The sequence below is a fragment of the Mesorhizobium sp. RSR380A genome (genome assembly GCF_054719385.1).
This window is the reverse complement of record NZ_JBTTIB010000001.1, coordinates 1152798-1170123: the sequence shown is the minus strand read 5'-3', so window position 1 is coordinate 1170123 and position 17326 is coordinate 1152798. Positions and strand designations below refer to the sequence as shown.

General features: G+C 62.8%; 21 protein-coding genes. 9 read left to right on the top strand and 12 right to left on the bottom strand.

All coding sequences use genetic code 11. The features are described 5' to 3' along the window. Nucleotides 1–150: 150 nt before the first annotated feature. Nucleotides 151–426 carry a hypothetical protein gene (locus ACYG9Z_RS05680; RefSeq protein WP_023667991.1) on the top strand — a complete coding sequence of 92 codons (276 nt, stop codon included), beginning with the start codon at nt 151–153 and terminating at the stop codon, nt 424–426. Nucleotides 427–640: 214 nt separating this feature from the next. Here ACYG9Z_RS05680 and ACYG9Z_RS05675 read toward each other — a convergent pair whose 3' ends face one another. The 4 genes from ACYG9Z_RS05675 to ACYG9Z_RS05660 form a co-directional block, all read right to left on the bottom strand. After that, entirely contained in the window at nt 641–967 is a 327-nt protein-coding gene (locus tag ACYG9Z_RS05675) for a low affinity iron permease family protein (protein WP_023687797.1), read from the bottom strand. 110 nt (nt 968–1077) lie between these two features. After that, entirely contained in the window at nt 1078–1560 is a 483-nt protein-coding gene (locus ACYG9Z_RS05670) for a DUF2269 family protein (protein WP_023681104.1), read from the bottom strand. After that, entirely contained in the window at nt 1560–2846 is a 1287-nt protein-coding gene (locus ACYG9Z_RS05665; protein WP_031244121.1) for an SDR family oxidoreductase, read from the bottom strand. Before ACYG9Z_RS05665 ends, ACYG9Z_RS05670 begins: the two co-directional genes overlap by 1 nt. A gap of 165 nt (nt 2847–3011) precedes the next feature. After that, the gene (locus ACYG9Z_RS05660; protein WP_031193031.1) at nt 3012–3968 is read right to left on the bottom strand and encodes an NAD(P)/FAD-dependent oxidoreductase; all 957 of its coding nucleotides are present in this window, start codon (nt 3966–3968) and stop codon (nt 3012–3014) included. 188 nt (nt 3969–4156) lie between these two features. Between ACYG9Z_RS05660 and ACYG9Z_RS05655 the strand changes: the two genes are divergently transcribed. The 8 genes from ACYG9Z_RS05655 (at nt 4157) to ACYG9Z_RS05620 (ending at nt 10786) form a co-directional block, all read left to right on the top strand. Further along, entirely contained in the window at nt 4157–4498 is a 342-nt protein-coding gene (locus ACYG9Z_RS05655; protein WP_023667997.1) for a DUF768 domain-containing protein, read from the top strand. A gap of 157 nt (nt 4499–4655) precedes the next feature. Beyond that, nucleotides 4656–5690 (top strand): ABC transporter substrate-binding protein, encoded by a 1035-nt coding sequence (locus tag ACYG9Z_RS05650; protein ID WP_031244119.1) that lies wholly within the window; start codon nt 4656–4658, stop codon nt 5688–5690. A 76-nt stretch (nt 5691–5766) separates the two neighbouring features. Continuing rightward, on the top strand, nt 5767–6468 hold the full coding sequence (locus ACYG9Z_RS05645) for an ABC transporter permease (RefSeq protein ID WP_245259917.1): 702 nt from the start codon (nt 5767–5769) through the stop codon (nt 6466–6468). Further along, nucleotides 6468–7139, top strand: coding sequence for an ABC transporter ATP-binding protein (locus tag ACYG9Z_RS05640; RefSeq protein WP_023752176.1), 672 nt, complete (start codon nt 6468–6470; stop codon nt 7137–7139). Before ACYG9Z_RS05645 ends, ACYG9Z_RS05640 begins: the two co-directional genes overlap by 1 nt. Then, nucleotides 7136–8311, top strand: a complete 1176-nt coding sequence (locus ACYG9Z_RS05635; protein ID WP_023752175.1) for a type 1 periplasmic-binding domain-containing protein — start codon at nt 7136–7138, stop codon at nt 8309–8311. Before ACYG9Z_RS05640 ends, ACYG9Z_RS05635 begins: the two co-directional genes overlap by 4 nt. Continuing rightward, nucleotides 8299–9261, top strand: a complete 963-nt coding sequence (locus tag ACYG9Z_RS05630) for a PQQ-dependent catabolism-associated beta-propeller protein (RefSeq protein ID WP_023739565.1) — start codon at nt 8299–8301, stop codon at nt 9259–9261. The genes ACYG9Z_RS05635 and ACYG9Z_RS05630 overlap by 13 nt, the downstream gene beginning before the upstream one ends. After that, a complete protein-coding gene (locus ACYG9Z_RS05625) occupies nt 9258–9983 on the top strand; it encodes an ATP-binding cassette domain-containing protein (protein WP_023739564.1) in 726 nt (241 codons plus the stop codon). The genes ACYG9Z_RS05630 and ACYG9Z_RS05625 overlap by 4 nt, the downstream gene beginning before the upstream one ends. Beyond that, nucleotides 9980–10786: an ABC transporter permease gene (locus tag ACYG9Z_RS05620; RefSeq protein ID WP_023713344.1), complete on the top strand. Its 807-nt coding sequence runs from the start codon at nt 9980–9982 to the stop codon at nt 10784–10786. The genes ACYG9Z_RS05625 and ACYG9Z_RS05620 overlap by 4 nt, the downstream gene beginning before the upstream one ends. Nucleotide 10787: 1 nt before the next feature. Here ACYG9Z_RS05620 and ACYG9Z_RS05615 read toward each other — a convergent pair whose 3' ends face one another. Genes ACYG9Z_RS05615 through ACYG9Z_RS05580 form a run of 8 tightly spaced genes read right to left on the bottom strand, consistent with a single transcriptional unit; the run spans nt 10788 to nt 17301 of the window. Next, a complete protein-coding gene (locus ACYG9Z_RS05615; protein ID WP_023668005.1) occupies nt 10788–11204 on the bottom strand; it encodes a c-type cytochrome in 417 nt (138 codons plus the stop codon). Then, nucleotides 11185–12063: a cytochrome c oxidase assembly protein gene (locus ACYG9Z_RS05610; protein WP_023668006.1), complete on the bottom strand. Its 879-nt coding sequence runs from the start codon at nt 12061–12063 to the stop codon at nt 11185–11187. The genes ACYG9Z_RS05615 and ACYG9Z_RS05610 overlap by 20 nt, the downstream gene beginning before the upstream one ends. Next, nucleotides 12060–12401: a hypothetical protein gene (locus ACYG9Z_RS05605; protein ID WP_023681115.1), complete on the bottom strand. Its 342-nt coding sequence runs from the start codon at nt 12399–12401 to the stop codon at nt 12060–12062. The genes ACYG9Z_RS05610 and ACYG9Z_RS05605 overlap by 4 nt, the downstream gene beginning before the upstream one ends. After that, entirely contained in the window at nt 12401–13006 is a 606-nt protein-coding gene (locus ACYG9Z_RS05600; RefSeq protein ID WP_023681116.1) for a cytochrome c oxidase subunit 3, read from the bottom strand. Before ACYG9Z_RS05600 ends, ACYG9Z_RS05605 begins: the two co-directional genes overlap by 1 nt. Next, entirely contained in the window at nt 13003–14973 is a 1971-nt protein-coding gene (gene ctaD / locus ACYG9Z_RS05595; RefSeq protein ID WP_023725519.1) for a cytochrome c oxidase subunit I, read from the bottom strand. Before ctaD ends, ACYG9Z_RS05600 begins: the two co-directional genes overlap by 4 nt. Then, a complete protein-coding gene (coxB, locus tag ACYG9Z_RS05590; RefSeq protein ID WP_023681118.1) occupies nt 14970–15983 on the bottom strand; it encodes a cytochrome c oxidase subunit II in 1014 nt (337 codons plus the stop codon). Before coxB ends, ctaD begins: the two co-directional genes overlap by 4 nt. Continuing rightward, nucleotides 15980–16513: a c-type cytochrome gene (locus ACYG9Z_RS05585; protein ID WP_023681119.1), complete on the bottom strand. Its 534-nt coding sequence runs from the start codon at nt 16511–16513 to the stop codon at nt 15980–15982. The genes coxB and ACYG9Z_RS05585 overlap by 4 nt, the downstream gene beginning before the upstream one ends. Further along, on the bottom strand, nt 16510–17301 hold the full coding sequence (locus ACYG9Z_RS05580; protein WP_023668012.1) for a substrate-binding domain-containing protein: 792 nt from the start codon (nt 17299–17301) through the stop codon (nt 16510–16512). The genes ACYG9Z_RS05585 and ACYG9Z_RS05580 overlap by 4 nt, the downstream gene beginning before the upstream one ends. Nucleotides 17302–17326: the final 25 nt, after the last annotated feature.

Here is a 17326-nt window from a genome sequence, read left to right as displayed (position 1 = left end):
CAACAAAGTTCCTTTGGCCGGCTTCGTTCGGAAGCAGCCACATCGCGCTCGCCGCGCCGTGCCGGAACATTGCCGCCCTTGTGCTGTTAGGACGCCGGCAGCCCCGACGATGCCCGATGTTGGCAACGCCGATGATCAAAGGAGATTTCAATGTCCCAGTCGCAAACGACCACCAATCACGACGAAATCCGCAAATGGGCCGAGGAGCGGGATGGACGGCCGGCAGTGGTTCGCACCAAAGGCGCGGGCGGCATCCTGCGGATCGACTTCGGCAAACCCGAGGAAGCATTCGAGCCGGTCGAATGGGACGAGTTCTTCCGCATATTCGACGAGAACGATCTGGCCTTTCTTTACCAGTCCAAGACTGGTGACGGACAAACCAGCCGTTTCAACAAGTTCGTCGAGCGCAACCAGAAAGGCGAATGACGCACTTCGAGCCGGCCGATTTGCCTGACCTGGTTCTCGGGCAAATTTTTCTGGATCAGTGGAACAATAGAGGGCTCCGATCCTTCGGTCGCTGAACCACAGGCGCAGCAAGGATCGAAGGCCTGGGCCTGAGCGCAGGAGGCGGCGGGGCTGGATAGGCGTCAAAAGCTGGAAACCCGCTACTCGTCCTGCCGTGAAACCAAAACGCCGCTCATCAGTCGTCCTGCTGCTTGCGGTGGCGGTGTTTCTCGATTTCCTCGGGCTCTTCATCGTCGATCCGCGTGATGTTCGAAGCATTGTGGTCTGATCGCAGGATCTCATCCAGTTTGGCGTGAATGGCCTGAGTGTCGCGGTGCTCGGCACGCTGGATGAACAGCGTCATGGCCCACGTAAACAAGGTAGCCGCTCCATGCCAGTCCAGGGTCTGACGCTCGAAGATCATCCAAAGGATTGCGTAGACCAACAGGATCAGGAATGCCGCGGGGCGGGAGGTTAATGTGCCGATTGAGGTAAGCACGCCGGTGACGGGATGATTGGCCATGCGAAAGAACTCGCGGCAGTGACCGTGGTTCCCGACCGCAGTGCATCGCGCCGGCACGAGCCAGCTAGGCGCGACGGATGAATTCACGGCGCAGTGCTTGCCGATCGCAGCTACAACGATGACCACTCGATTGCCGGGCGCGCAATCATCAGCCAGAAAATGGCGAGCACGGCGCCGAAAGCTGGGAAACCGAAGACAAACCAGCGTCTGAACAGCTGATGGTAGCGCTCGGGAGGAGGTTGGTTGGAGAGTGCGGCCTGTGTGGCTAGATTTCGCATCTCGATCTGCATCCACACGACAGGCAGCCAGAACAGGCCCGTTAAGATGTAGAGCAGGATCGAGAGAACGATCCATCCTTCGGACAGCGAATACCCCGCAACCCTAGCGAGGCCCAGGCCGGTCAGAGGTTGTGCGACAACGGCCGTAGCCGTGAACAGGAAATCAGCCAGCACGACAATGCGGGCGACGGCTGCGATCGTCGCGGCATTCCCGGTCCGGTGTGCCAAAAGCATGAAAAAAGCAATGCCGGCACCAGTTCCGAGCAGCACAGCAGCGCCGATCACGTGCAGGTATTTAAGCACGAAGTACATCATCAGCGTTCCTCCAGAATGGCCAGCGCTGCAAAATGCAGAACGAGGATCGGGAGGATTTTGATCAACGGCCCGAGTGGCTCAAGCCAAAGATCCGGCCGCAGAATGCTCCCAGCGATCGCATAGAAAAGCGATACCGCGATTGCGCCGAAAAGACCAAGCCGGCTGGTTGGGCGCCAGGCGATAAGCGCCCCGACGGCGATGTCAGCCAGCGCGCCGGCGACTACCGCCGGTTCGGCCAAGGGGCCGGCAGCAGTGCCAATCAGCAAGTCAACTCCGCTGCGCCAGCCGGCAGTGAGGGAAATGATGCCGGTCATGATCCAGAAGAGCGGCAAGATGACAAAGAGCGCCGGCTTGACGAAGTAAAGACCGGCGAACCATCGCTCCTGCACCGTCGCAGGATTTAAACGCAGTGCAGATGTAAGACTTGATGGTTGAATGCCGGTCGCCGTCATCCAGGGTTGGGGATCGCCGACAGCGCCACGGGCAATCTCTTTTGCTGCATTGCTGCGCATCGGCGGGCGCCAGCCCAGCTGAGCCGCGGCATCCCCGAACCTGTACAAGATAGCTGCGGCCCAATTCGGCAAGATGAACTCCCGAGCACTGCTCCATCCGAACCAGCGGCGATAGCGACCCACGACCTCGCTCATCGAAAGTGCCTCGGGCCCAGCCAGGTCCAGCGTGAGGTGCGATGGGCTGCCGGGTTTGAGGAAGAACAGGACGGTGGAGATGACGTCATCGAGTTGGACGACTTGGAGACGGCCCGTGCCGGGCATCAACGGCAAGAGCGGCAAAGCCGCGAGGCCGCGAAACAGTGCACTTGCGCCGAAGGCCGGCCTTCCCAGCACTACGGAGGGGCGCAGGATGACCCAGTCAAGGCTACGTGCCATCAGTGCTTCATCGCCAGCGAGCTTGCTGGCGGAAAAGGCGGACGGCTGCTGGCGATCGACCCCGATGGCAGAAAAGTGGATCACCTTGTTCACACCTGCTTGCTCACACGCGGTGAAGAGAGCCGAGGCGCCGGTAGAATGGACATGCCGGGTGTTTTCCCGGGCACTATCCTGCAGGACGCCGGCGCAGTTTACGACGGCGTCCACACCGGCGAGATAGGGGGTCCAGTCCTGAGGTCGCAAGGCCCGCGCCATATCCAGGGAAACGGTTGGGATCTCCGGGGGGACGCCAGTGTCTGCGTGGTGAAGCACGCGGACCACTTCATGACTCTCGCCGGCCAGGCGCGCGCAAAGCGCGGCTCCAATCAGACCTGACGCGCCGGTGACGAGAATTTTCATTCCTTCCTCCAGCCGTTCGCCAGCGCGTGCCCGTCCATCAACCCAGCGGCTGCGCCTGGGAGAACTCTAGCAAAGCCGAAGCCGGTAGTCTCACGCCGGGTGGAACAGGTTCCGGGCATCAACGCAGCCAAAGGTGAGCCGGTACGGTGCGTTCGCATCTGCAGGTCAACTTCGCCGGAAGTTCGTCGCCGGCTCGGCGCAATCGCGGAGGTCGTTATGAATGTGAGTTGCAGCCTTGGCGGCGTCTCCGAACGCAACAGCAATTTGATTGAGCCCCTCGGCCACGTCGCCAATGGCATAGAGTCCTGGCGTTGAAGTCTCAAGGTGTCGGTTGACCAGGACATAGCCTTCTGCGTCACAGTCAGCCCGCAGAGCAACCGCTAGTTCGGAGCGTACGTCGCTGCCCATCGAAGGGTACACCACATCGATGTTGCGCATCGGGGCGCCCTCGGCCATGACGACATCGAACCCGGTTCGTCGAGGGATCAGGTCATCGACAGCGTCCCAGATTTCAACTCCGCCTGCCAAGGCGGCGCCGCGGGCAGCTTCGGAAACATCATCCTGGTTATTGGCGAGCAAGGCGACCTGACTGCCATATCCCTTCAGGAACAGAGCCTCCCTGACGGCGAGATGCTCCGGACCAACAACGCCGATGCGGCTACCCCGGGCCTCATATGCATCGCAAACCGGGCACAGTCTGACAATGCCGGTTGCGATCGCCTCCTCCAGTCTTTCAATGGGAGGTGCCTTGTCCACAATGCCCGTTGCCAGAATCACGCGCCTTGCTTGGACAATCCCGCAGGTGGTCGTCAGAACAAAAAACCCCTCGCGTTTTTCGGCGTGGCCTACGCAACCATGGACAAGGCTCGCGCCGTATAGCTGTGCCTGGGCTCGTAGGCGGCCGAGCAGTTCTTCCCCGCTGATGCCGTCGGGGAAGCCGGGACAGTTACGGGATTTTGGGATGAGCTTGGCACGCGCATGCCCCGCGTCGAGCGAGATCACCGAACGCAGAAACCTGGCTAAATACATGGCTGCAGCGAGCCCCGCGGGGCCGCCGCCGACGATGGCAACGTCAAAAACTTGTTCGCCCGAAAAACTTGGTTCGCCCGAAAAGCTTGGCATAGGGCCTAACTTCAACTCAACAAGCTTGTTCCACAGGGTCGAAATGGACGCAATCAGGATGCACACTGCGCGATAAGAGTGAACTCCAATCGAGTCGTGAAGAGAAAGGCCACTGCCTCATCAAGCCTGCAAAAACCTCGTGGCTCCCAACGCTGTGAGTACAGCGCCACTGGGAAAGTGAACGCATCATGGAACTTCGGCTCATCGTCGCGCTTAGTTTGGCGAAAGGGTGGTCTGAGATGAGCGCGACCAGAGAGTTTTTTCAAAACTGGCTACAGGAGAATGTCGGCACACTTCCTGGTCGAGAGGAAGTCAGCGTCGCGGTGCTCGCTCAGCAATTCGAGCAGGATGCCGAGGTGGCTGGTTATGGGCGTGAAGTAAGGGAGGACGAACTCGGAAACATCGAAGATGCTATCGTGCAAGCGATCGAGAACGCCGGGTCCGGGGTGCAGAGCCCGAGCTCCGAAAAGAGCGATCCGGCACCTGTAATGGACGCGTTGGAGGTCGATGATGCCAAGAGCGGACCGTAGCCCCTGACACCTTCTTCTGTTCGCCTGAACGAGCCCCCCGGGCTGTTATACGAGCTGAAAAACGGACCTTAGGTGCTTTCCCGTTAGTTCCATGCACTATTGAGGAACATTCCTGCCGCCACGGCGTTAGGAAAGTTCCTTCACACCCGGTGCGCCCGTGCTGACTGCTACCCTTCCAGGCGAATGGCTGACCCGGCATGATCAGGGTCACATCTCGCGGCGGGCCGCTCTTGCGGGTATTTGTTGCTGGCTATTGGGTGCTTCCGCAGAAGCCGCGCCACAGCCATCGCCGCTCGTGCGATTTGGCGTGCTGGGATTTGGCACTGCCGCCTGGGAAGTTGACGTCATGCGGCGACATGCGTTGGACACTGTGCACGGCGTATCAATCGAGGCTCAGCGGCTTGCCGGTACCGAAGCCGGTAGGACCGCATTGCTGGCGGGCAGCGTCGACGTCATCGTTTCGGACTGGGTGTGGGTCATGCGCCAGCGCAGCGAAGGCGCTGATCTGGTCTTCTATCCCTATTCTCGTGCCGTCGGCGCGCTGGAACTGCCGCAAGGCTCGCCCATTCGAACTCTTGCGGACCTCAAGGGCAAAAGGCTGGGGATCGCAGGTGGTCCGCTGGACAAAAGCTGGATCCTATTGCGCGCGCTCGGCCTCCGTCAGGTGAAGCGCGATCTTGCTGAAGAGGTGGAGCCAGTGTTCGGCGCGCCGCCTTTGTTGGAGCAGGAATTTCTGGCGGGGCGACTGGATGCACTGCTGACGTTCTGGAATTTCGCCGCCCGTCTCGAGTCAGAGGGGGCAAGGCCTCTGCTCAGTGTCGCGCAAATCCTGCAGGGGCTTGGCGTATCCGTGGACTTGCCGATGCTCGGCTACGTCTTCCATGAAAGCTGGGCGCGGGCCAACCCGATAGCCCTCGCGCGATTCACGAGCGCGACCGCGGCAGCGAAGTCGCTGCTCGAGTCTTCGGACGACGAATGGCGGGTGCTCGCGCCCCAATTGGGCACGGACGATCCTCACCTACAGGCGGCGTTACGCGCCGCCTATCGAGCCGGAATCCCTCGTCGGTTCGGCAAAGACGAACGTGATGGCGCGGCCCGGTTGTTTGCAATCCTGGCCGAATTGGGCGGCGAGGATCTGGTCGGCAAGGCGACGAGCCTCGATCCTGGTGTCTTCCGGGCCATACCGGCTTGAGCTCGCGCCAATGACCGATGTCCCAGCGTTCCCCATCACAATGCAGCGTTGGCAATCGGCTGCGGCATTGCTGACCATGGTGCTCGTCTGGCAGATTGCATCATCGATCGCCGCCGATCGGCTGTTTCCTGGTCCGGTCCAGGTTGTTTCGGTTCTCCTGCACGAAGCGGTTCGGGGCGAGCTGCCATACCATTTGGGCATCTCGCTTGCGCGCGTCGTGGCAAGCCTCGGGTCGGCAATAGTCATCGGCGCGGCCCTTGGCTACGCGGCAGGCCGCTCGCACAGAGCCGACATATGGATGAGGCCTTGGATCGTGTTACTCCTCAACATGCCGGCGCTGATCACGGTCATTCTAATTTATATCTGGCTTGGTCTTGCCGAGACCGCGCTTGTCCTTGCGGTCGCGCTCAACAAGATCCCCAATGTCGTGGTGACTATTCGTGAAGGCGCCAGCCGGCTGGACAAGGACTTTGCCGAAATGGCTGAGCTCTATCGCTTCGGGCGTGCTGCAAAGCTGCAGCATGTCGTGCTGCCGCAATTGGCGCCGTTCTTTCTCGTCACCCTGCGCAGCGGGCTGGCACTAACGTGGAAGATCGTGTTGCTCGCCGAACTGCTCGGCCGCTCCAACGGCGTCGGGTTCCAGCTACAGGTCTATTTTCAGAACTTCGACGTCACCCACATCCTTGCCTATGCGATCAGCTTCGGCGTTGTGATGCTTGCCATAGAGTATGGACTGCTTGTGCCGTTGGAACGTCGTCTGTTCGCCTGGCGACGCTGATGCTGAGGATCAGGATCGAGGACAAGACTTTCCCCGGTGACGACGGACAGCGCCGAACGATCTTTCGCGCGCTGTCGCTTGATATAGCCGACGGACAGGTCTGCGTCCTGACCGGCCCTTCCGGTGTCGGCAAGTCGACGCTGCTGTCGATCGTTTCGGGCGTCGACCGCGAATTTCGCGGCAGCGTGAGCGGACGACCGCTTCCGATAGGCATGCTGTTCCAGACACCGAGGCTGCTGCCCTGGATCACCGCCTTGCGCAATGTAGAGATGGCCATCCCGGATCGCGCGCCCGATGCGGCCCGGTGGCTTGCCGCTGTCGGCCTGAAAGGCAATGAGAAGAGCTATCCGCAGCGACTCTCGGGCGGCATGGCGCGGCGCGTAGCGCTTGCCCGGGCGCTCGCCGTGGAGCCTTCGCTCCTGCTCCTCGACGAGCCATTCGCTTCACTCGACGAGGCGACCGCGCAAGCCATGCGCCGCCTGCTGCAGGATTGTTTCGCCAGTCGGCGGACTACCACGCTGCTGGTTACGCATGATCTCGCCTATGCCTCGTCGCTGGGTGATCGGGTTATTGTTCTGGAGGGATCGCCGGCGCGCATCGTGCGCGATGTCGCAATCTCTGGTGGCGATGAAGCGGGATCGTCGCGCTTTGGGCTGGGGGCGACACAATGAGACTGTTGCTGGGCCTTCTCTTTCTTTTGCTGATCACCGGCCCTGGCGCCACCGAGCAACAGACGATGGTGATCGGGTATATCGGCCAGGAGCGCAAACCGGCTCTGCCCCTTGGACCCCTTGATGAAACCGTCACTGACGGCGGCCTGCAAGGCGCACGGCTCGGCATTGCCGACGACGAAAGCACCGGCCGGTTTCTTGGGCAGAAATTTCGGCTGGAGGAAAGAATATTGAAACCAACCGAAACGCCGGACGACGCGGTAAGACAATTCGCCGATGCCGGCATCGCCTTTGTCGTCGCCGATCTCGACGCCCGTCAGCTTCTACAGGCCAGTGCCGCGCCCGGTGCCGAGCAGATGACGTTGCTCAACAGCCGGGCGCCGGACGACGTGCTTCGCCAACAGGACTGCCGTCGGAACGTCCTGCACACGATCCCGAGCCGCGCCATGCTCGCCGACGGGCTGGCGCAATATCTCGCCTGGAAGCGCTGGCAGCGTTGGTTCCTGCTTGTGGGGCCGCATTCGCAGGATCAGGCGATGGCTGCGGCCTTTCGACGGGCGGCGGCTCGCTTCGGAGCCGAGATCAAGATCGACCAGCCGTGGACATTCAGGCCCGCCAACGGACGTGCCGATACAGGGCATGTCACGCTGCAGACCGAAATACCGGCGGTCACGCAGGTCAGCGACTATGATGTGCTCGTGGTCGCCGACGAGGCGGATGAATTCGGCGCCTATCTGGAGGGCCGCACTGCGCTGCCGAGAATCGTCGCCGGTACGCAAGGGCTTGTCGCCACAGGCTGGAGCGCTGTCAGCGAGGAATGGGGCGCCACGCAACTGCAGGACCGTTTCCACAGGCAGGCAGGGCGCTGGATGTTGCCCAGCGACTACGCGGCCTGGCTCGCTGTGCGCAGTATCGGCGAAGCGGCGACGCGCCTGCACAGTCTCGATCCCGCGGCAATCGGCAGATATATACGCGGCGACGCGTTTCTTCTCGCTGGCTTCAAGGGGCAGGGGCTTAGTTTCCGTCCCTGGGACGGACAGATGCGCCAGCCCATTTTGATCGCCGGGCCTCGCCTCTTGATTTCCAGCTCACCGCAACCGGGTTTCCTGCATCAGCGCACGCAGCTCGACACGCTGGGCATCGACCTGGAGGAGAGCACATGCAAGTTCTGATGACGCTGTTGTTGGCGGCGTTCGCTCTTGCTGCTCCCGCCGCCGCCGAGACCATCTACGTTTCCAATGAGCAGGATAATACCGTCGCGGTCGTCGACGGCGTGACAATGACTTTGCTGGCGACGATCGATGTCGGCCGCCGTCCGCGCGGGCTGGCACTGTCGATCGACAACAAGATGCTGTTCGTCGCGGAAGGCGACGACAACCGCATCGACGTGGTCGACGTCGCGAAGCGGCGGGTCGTCGGGGAATTGCCTTCGGGAGCCGATCCGGAATTCTTCGCAGTCCATCCCGATGGCAAGCGGCTGTTCGTCGCCAACGAGAATGACAATCTGGTGTCGGTGGTGGACATCGCCGCGGCCAAGGTCATCGGCACCGTGGATGTCGGCGTCGAACCGGAAGGAATGGCGGCCAGCGCCGACGGCCGCTATGTCGCCTGCACTTCGGAGACCACCAGCATGGTGCATCTGATCGACGCAGGCACGCTTGAACTCGTCGACAATCTGCTGGTCGATACCCGGCCGCGCGCGGCTTTATTCTCGCCGGACGGTAAGCAATTCTGGGTGTCCTCGGAGATCCGGGGCACCGTCACCGTCTTCGACACGGCAACGCGCGCGCAGACCGGCAAAGTCGAGTTCGAGGTGCCGGGTATACGACGCGAGGGCGTGCAGGCGGTCGGCATGGCGACGTCCCGCGATGGCACGACCGTCTATGTGGCGCTCGGCCCCGCCAACAGGATTGCGGAAGTCGATGTGAAAACGCTGGCGGTCCGTCGGCTCTACCTTGTTGGTCAACGACCCTGGCACGTTGCGCTCTCCGGCGACCAGAAGCGCCTGGTCAGCGCAAACGGGAATTCCGGCGATATTTCGTTTATCGATCTGGAAAACCAGGAGGTGGTGAAATCGCTGCCGGTAGGGCGGGGGCCGTGGGGCGTCGTGATCGGGCCATGAACGCCTTGTCGGTCGAGAATCTGGGCCATAGTTTCGGAAACCGGCGGGTTCTCGACGGCGTCTCTTTCTCTGTGGCCCAAGGCAGGATGTGCATCTTGCTAGGCCGCAACGGCGCCGGCAAGACGACGTTGTTCTCGCTGATCACCGGTCTTTATCACGCCCGCTCCGGCTCGGTGCATTTCTTCGACCAGGCGATGGATGTCAACCCGTCCGCCGCGTTGGCGCAGATGGGCGTCGTCTTCCAGTTGCCGACCCTCGATCTCGATCTGACAGCCGGCGAGAACCTGCGTTACCACGCGGCCTTGCATGGGCTTAGCCAGGCCTTGAGCAAGGAGCGCTCCATCCACGAACTCGGCCGGCTGGACGTGCTGGACAGGATCGACGATCCTGCCCGAGCGCTTTCCGGGGGGCAGCGTCGCCGTGTCGAGATCGCACGCGCTCTGATGCATAGCCCACGCCTTTTGCTGCTGGATGAGCCGACCACCGGGCTCGACGTGCCGGGCCGCCGCGCGCTCGAGCGGCACGTGCGGGAGCTTTGCCGCGAGCGCGGCATTGCCGTCCTGTGGGCAACACATTTTCTGGAAGAACTAACGGCGGATGACGATGTGGTGGTGCTGCATCGAGGCACAATGCGGTGGGCCGGCCGCGCCGATCGTCTGGCTGCCGATCTCGGTGTAGCGAGCACGGGCGAGGCCTTCGCGTCGCTGACGGAGTCCGAATGAAAACGTCTCACGCGGTGCGCGCGCTCAACGGCATCCTGCGCAGGGAGATGCTGCGCACGTTGCGGCAACGCGGTCGGCTGCTCTCGGCGATGGTGCGGCCGCTGGTCTGGCTGGCAATCTTTGCCGCTGGCTTCCGCTCCGTTCTCGGTCTGTCGATCACGCCACCCTACCAGACCTATGTTCTCTATGACGTGTATGTGGTGCCCGGGCTAGCGGCCATGATGCTGCTCTTCCATGCCATGGCGAGTTCGCTGGCCATGGTCTACGATCGCGAGATGGGCAGCATGCGCTTGTTGCTGACCGCACCATTGCCGCGCTGGTACCTGCTTGCGGCGCGCCTGCTGGCCAGCGTGATCGTCGGCGTGCCGCTGGTCTATTTGTTTCTGTTGATCGCGCGTTTCTGGGATGTGCGGCCGCCCGTTCTCGGCTACGTCGCGGTATTTCCGGCGCTCGTGCTGGCGGGCCTCATGCTTGGCGCGTTCGGACTGCTTGTCTCCTCGGTTTCGACACAGATGGAGAACTTTGCCGGTGTCATGAATTTCGTCATCTTTCCGGTGTTCTTTGCCTCGACGGCGCTCTATCCGCTGTGGCGGCTTGCCGAGGCGGGACCGGTGCTGGCAACAATCGCCGCCTGGAACCCGTTCAGCTCGGCGGTCGAGCTGATACGCTTCGCGCTCTATCTGCGGTTCGATCCTGTCGCGGCGGTTGTGGTCCTTGGCTGCCTCATCGCCTTCTTCCTCGCGGCGGTCATCGGCTATGACCCCGGCCGCGGCTTGTGGTCCCGGCGCGGCGGCGAGGGATGAATTACTTCAACGCGTAGAGATAAGCGGCGATGTCCCGCGCCTGTTGCTCGGTGATCCTCGTCGACGGCATGGCCGTGTGCCGATTGACTTCCCTCGCCGAGCGTATCCAGCGGACCATGTTCTCCGGATTGTTTGCCAGCAGGCCACCGATAAAGACCCTGTCGGCAAGGCCACCGTCCAGGCGGGGTCCGACCTGGCCTTGCGCACCCGGCACGCCGGGTATCGTATGGCAGCCGGAGCAGCCATTCGCCGTCATGATTGGAATGGCGCGAGCGCCTACGCCCCCGGTCGCCGCATCCGACTCGTGCCGGACGCGCTCGCGCCGGTCGGACCACAAGGTCGCCGCTGCCACAGCCGCGGTCAGCAGCAGGATTGCGGCAAGGGCGCCCCCGATCAGCCTAACCAGGTCGGAACGCATGTGTTGCCTCCCTGGTTGCGCTGCTGCTTATCCAGAGGCCGGCGAGCAGCAAGGCGGCGCCGCCATAGATCAAGCCGGCCGGAACCCACATTACCAATCCGGCGAGCTGCTGGTCCTCGATCGCGGTCAGTCCCCACAATGCCGCGCCGGCGCCATTCTCCGGATACCAGAGTTTGGGCGACATCAGCAGCAGGACACCGAGCAGGCCGGTATGAAGCGAGGTGAAGAAAAGATGCATGACGGAGTTGCCATAGGTCTGCTGCCGACCGGGGCGCGGTAGGAGCGCCCACCAGAACAGCAAGGCTGTGCCGAGGAAGCTCGCATGCTGGGCATAATGGAGAAAGCCCTGCTGGAGCGCTGCCTGGAACAACGCCGGAATGTGCCAGATCCAGATGGCGACGCCGTGAATGATCGTCGCGTTGAGGGGGCGGATCACCAGGGCCCAAACCGATTGCAGCGTCTTTGCGCGCGTGAGCTTGCCCGTTCCGCGGCGAAGTGCGGCCGGCAAGGACCAGAGCAGGACTGCGCCTGGGCAAGCGGCGACAAGGAGGGGCGCCGCCACCGCCATCAGCAGTTCATGCTCGATCATATGGGCGGCAAACACCCGCTCGCCGAGCGCATGGATGGGGCTGACCAGTGCTGCCGTCAGCACGCCCCAACCGGCGGCGAAAAACAACGCCTGCCGCATCCGCTCGGGACGGCCTCGGCTGCTGCGGCGCCACAACCGAGTCGCTCCGATGGTATAAAGGAAGGCAATCGCGGCCAGCGGAAACGTGATGGGAAATGCGAGCGTCCATCCGGCCTCGGGCGCGCCGGCGCCGTAGCAGATCGAGGTCGAGAAGAACGCGTCGAAGCTCATCGCAGGCACTCGTCGAGAATGAGAGCCGCGCTGCCTTGCATGATGATGACGAGGGCAAACAGCAATGCCGCAAGCATGCCGAGATCGGCGACGAACTGCTCGGTGCTGCGCGTGCGCTCAGGCTTGAAGGCGGCGCCGCCCTGCCGCTTCGCCCGCCATGACAAGGCACCGCCGAGCAGCGAAAGCACGGCGAGCACCAGTGCCACGGGAAGCACCACCGGCACCTGGCGGTTGCACTGCCATGGTACGAGTGCGTAGTTCAGCTGCGTCGAGATTGCCCAAGCCATCGGCCCCGACAGAAGACCACCCCAGGACGTTCCCATTTTCAACGCACGCATCAGCCTAGCCTCGGCATCCAGTAGATGAGCAGATAGATCGGGATCCAGGTCAGCACCACGAAATCCCAATAGAAGACATTATCGCCGACATCGCCGAAGCGCCGGCCGCTATAGCCATGGCGTGTGAACATCAGCACCGTCAAAACGATGGTGTCGCCGACATCGGTGATCAGGTGTGTGGTGTGCAGCCCGAGCAGCACCCAGAGCATCGAGCCATAGGCGTTCGTGTCCCAGTAGATGTTCAGCGCCGGGAATTCGAACCAGCGCACGACAAGCGGGGCCAGACCGAGCAGCGACATCACCACCAGCCCGATCCGGACCGGTACGATCGCGCATTGCTTGGCATGGCCGTGGAGGATGTGATTCGGCACCACGCTGATGATAAACAGGATGGTGACGATCGTTCCGGGCCAATGATTGGGGTGCGGGGCGCTTAGACGCCAGTTGGGCCACAAAGTGGCGAGATAGAGATAAGCGCCGGCGGCCAACGCAAAGCCCATGCCTTCCAGCGCCATGAAGCCGAGCGTTCCCCACCAAGTCGGGCTGCGCGGACCATGTCCAAAGGTTGGGAGGTCCGAAAGATCCAAGCTGGGACGCTCACTCATCCCTCATCCTCCGGGTCGTCCTTGGGCCAGAACCAGCCGATCAAGGTGATGGCGATCGGCGCGGCGCCCCAGACGATCGCCCAGGGCGTGAAGATCGAATAGACAAACGTACCGCCGACGGCGATTGCCGCCAGCAGCGGCCAGATCGACGGTGTCGCCGATTTCTCGCGAATGTCGGGGTGGGCTTCCGCCACGGTTGAGATCAATAGCTCACGGACATCGACGCGGAGTCCGGTCGCCACAGGCATCGCCTCCCGTTCGGCCCAGAGCGGCTCGACATGTGTGACAATCGGTATCCGCGCGAAATTATAGCTTGGCGGCGGCGAAGACGTCGCCCATTCGAGCGTACCGGCATCCCAGGGATTGTTTCCGGCCAGTGCGCCCTTCAACGCGCCGTGTACAAGATTGAAAGTGAACAGTACGAAGCTGAGGAAAAAGAGCACCGCGCCGGCGCTGATGAACAGGTTGATGTTGCCCCAGCCAAGCTCGGCCGGATAGGTGTAGACCCTTCGTGGCATGCCCCAGAGCCCGACGAGATGCATTGGAAAAAAAGCCGCGTTGAAGCCGATGAAAGCCAGCCAGAAATGCCAGCGCCCGAGACGCTCGCTCATCATGCGGCCGCTGATCTTGGGGAACCAGAAATAGGCCGCGCCCAGCAGCGGGAAGACCGAACCGCCGATCAGCACGTAATGGAAATGGGCGACGACGAAATAAGTGTCGTGCACCTGGAGGTCCAGCGGCACCGAAGCGAGCATGACGCCGGTGAGGCCGCCGATGACGAAGATGAAAAAGAAGCCGAACACGAACAGCAGCGGCGTGCGGATCACCGGCCTGCCGTCCCACAAGGTCGCCAGCCAGCAGAAGATCTGAACGCCATTGGGGATGGCGATCAGCATGCTCGACGCGGTGAAGAAGCTGGCGCCGAGCTTGGGTAGCCCCGTCGCGAACATGTGATGGACCCAGAGGCCGAACGAAAGGAAACCGACGGCGATCAGCGACAAGACCAGCCCGAGATGCCCGAACACGGGACGCCGGGCGAAGACCGGGATGATCGCGGAGACCATGCCCGTCGCCGGCAGGAAGATGATGTAGACCTCGGGATGGCCAAAGAACCAGAACAGATGCTGGAAGAGCAGTGCGTCGCCGCCCTCGGCGGGGTTGAAGATATGTGTGCCGACCAGCCGGTCGAGGATCAGGAAGGTCGAGGTGATCATCACCGCGGGCATGGCGAAGACGACGACGAAGGAGGTAACCAGCATTGCCCAGACGTAGAGCGGAATCCTGTCCAGCGACATGCCGGGGGCTCGCTGCTTGAACACGGTGACGATGGTTGCCACCGCGACGGCCAGGGAGGATACTTCTGTATAAGTGATCATCTGGGCCCAGACGTCGGCCCGCTTGCCCGGCGCGAATTCGGGGCCTGACAGCGGCACATAAGCAAACCAGCCGACGTCGGGCGCCATGTTGAGCGCGAAAGACACCCAGGCGAATATGCCGCCCGAAACATAGATCCAGTAGCTGAACGCGTTCAGGCGGGGAAAGGCGATGTTGCGGCTGCCGACCATCAGCGGGACGAGATAGATGCCTGTCGCCTGCACGATGGGCACGGCGAACAGGAACATCATGGTCACACCATGCATCGTGAACAGCTGGTTGTAGAGGTCCGGGCCGATCAGACCGCGCTGCGGCCCTGAGAGCTGGATGCGCATGGCGACAGCGTTGAGCCCGCCCAGGCACAGAAACACGAAGGCGGTGATCAGATAGCGCCGTGCGACGACCTTGTGGTCGACGCTCGACAGCGCGCCGATGATGCCGGGGGGCGTGCGCCATGTCCGCGCCAGCCAGCGATCCAGGCTGGCATCGTCCATGCCGGTGTCGCGCGGTCCGTCATGCTCGGGTGCGACGTCGCCTGTGGCGGGCGTTTCGCGCGGCAGGTCGCGTTCGCTTGTGAGATCCGCGCTGCTCATTTAAGCGCCTCGAGATAGGCGACCATGGCGTTGAGTTCGTCGCCGCTGAGCTCCACCACCGGCATGTGGGATCCGGGCTTGATGCCCTGTGGGTCGGCTATCCAGGCGGCGAGATTGCCGCGGCTCATGGTCAATGTCCCGGCGGCAAGCGTCTGCCGGCTGGCTATATGGGTGAGGTCGGGGGCGACCGTTCCTCCGGCAGGCGTGCCGCCTATTCTGTGACACATCACGCAAGGGCGCTTCAGAAACAGATCCTGGCCGGCCTTGGCCTCGTCCCCCGTCGGAGTAGCTGCCGGCTGCAACTGGTCGTTCCACCAGGCGTCGAACTTCGCACGCGGCTCGGCGATGATGAAGGTACCCATGTTTGCGTGCTGCGCCCCGCAGAACTCGGCGCATTGACCTCGGTAAACACCAGGCTTGTCGGCCTTGAGGTCGAGCACGTTCATGTGGCCGGGAATGAGGTCGAGCTTGCCCGAAAGGCTCGGAATCCAGAAGGAATGGATGACGTCGGTCGAGGTCAGAAGAAGCTTCACCGGTTCCCCGGCGGGGATATGGATCTCGTTCGCCGTGGTCAGGATGCGGCTTGGCGTGGCATCCTCATAGCGCACCTCCCACCACCATTGATGGCCGGTGACCCGAATGGTCAGCGCGGCATCCGAGCCGATCGCGGCGAGCGTCCTGTTGGCGAAGAAGCTCAGCAAGGTCAGTCCGATCAGGACAATGGCGGTCAACCCGACGGCGGTCATCACCGCGCGCAGCTTCCGGTCGTCGGCGCCGGCCTCGATCGCGAGCGGCTCCGCCTGCGCGCGCGACCCCATCATCAAAGGCACGACAAGGGCGATCATCACCAGCACCCACACCACGGCGCAGAGCGCGGTGAAGAACCAGATCAGCCATGCCAGTTCGCTCGCCGCGGGACCTTTCGGGTCGAGGGCGGATTGCCAGCCCGCGCATCCCTGGAGCAACAGAGCCCCGGCGGTGGCGAACGCCATCGAGACGAGACGTTTCACGGCGACTTCCCCAGCGTGGCCGCGTCGGGCATGCGGTTTTCCGAAGGATGCGCCATCATGTCGTCATTGCGTTGCGGCGCGGCGGAAGACGGCGCGTTGCCGCTCAGCGAGCGCACGAAAGCCGCAAGCTCCCAGATCTGGTCGTCGGGAATCTTGTCGCGGAAGCTCGGCATGCCGTTTGGCCGACCGTCGCGGATCGTGGCATGGATGCTTTCGATCGAGCTGCCATAGAGCCACTTTTGGTCCATCAGGGCCGGCCCCATGCCGCCGCCGCCATTGGCGTGGCATCCCGAACAGTTGAACCAGCCGAAAAGCCGTTTCCCTTCGCTCATGTGGAAGGCGTTGGCCTCGAAGCTCGCCGCCTTGTTGTCGCTGGCGGGGGGCCGCTGTCCGCCGGGCTCCAGCGTGGTCACAGGCGTCGGCTGCTCGCCCGATCCGAGCGCCGATTGCGGGCGCGTGTCACGTTCCTCGCGCTGGCAGGCAGCGAGCGCCAGGACTGGAAACAGGAGCATGGCCACCGCGGCTCTCATCGCACCGGGCTCCCCGGGGCATCGAGGCGCGGCACGCCATACTGTGACAGCAAGGCATCTATCTCGACCTTGTGCCTGGACAGGGCGCCATTGACATCGCCGCGCAGCGCATCGTCTTCGCGGCGGACGCCCATCGAGATGTCGTAGATCATCGGCAGTTGCGGTCCGTCGATGCGGGGCGCAACCGGCGTGATGCGGAGCGGTACCTTCTGCCTGGCGGCGAAGTAGCCGGCGAGGGGGCCCCAGACCACGGCAAGGTCGATCTCGCCACTCGCCACCGCTTCGACGATGCGCGCCGGCGGGTTGGGGGCGGAATAATCGCCATAGACCGGATAGCCAACGAGGTGCCCGACGATACCTCGGCGGCCAAGCGCCTGGACCGGAGGCGAATTGGCGCCATCGTCGCCGATGAGCTGAACACCGATCCGCATGTCGCGCAGCCGCGGATCATTGAACGATGCTACGTCGGGGCCGTCCCTGCGGGTGACGAAGACATAAGACGATCGGTAGTAGGGCGTGGTGGTGCGCAGCATTTCGAGGTTGCTCGGCGTGCCCGGCACGAGATCGCATAGACCGGCCTTCAGCGTGTTTCGGATGAAGCCGCGGCGCTGCGCCCACCAGGTATAGGTCAGCTTCGCGCCGAGATCGGACGCAACGATTTCGGCGATCCTGTTCTCGAAGCCCTGACCGGCCGCGTTGGAGAACGGCATGTTGTTCGGATCGGCGCAGACCCTCAGCTCACGTGCGTCGGCTGTGGCCGTCAAGAACACGAAGGCGATGGCGGCCATGCCGATCACCAGCCGTTGACACGCC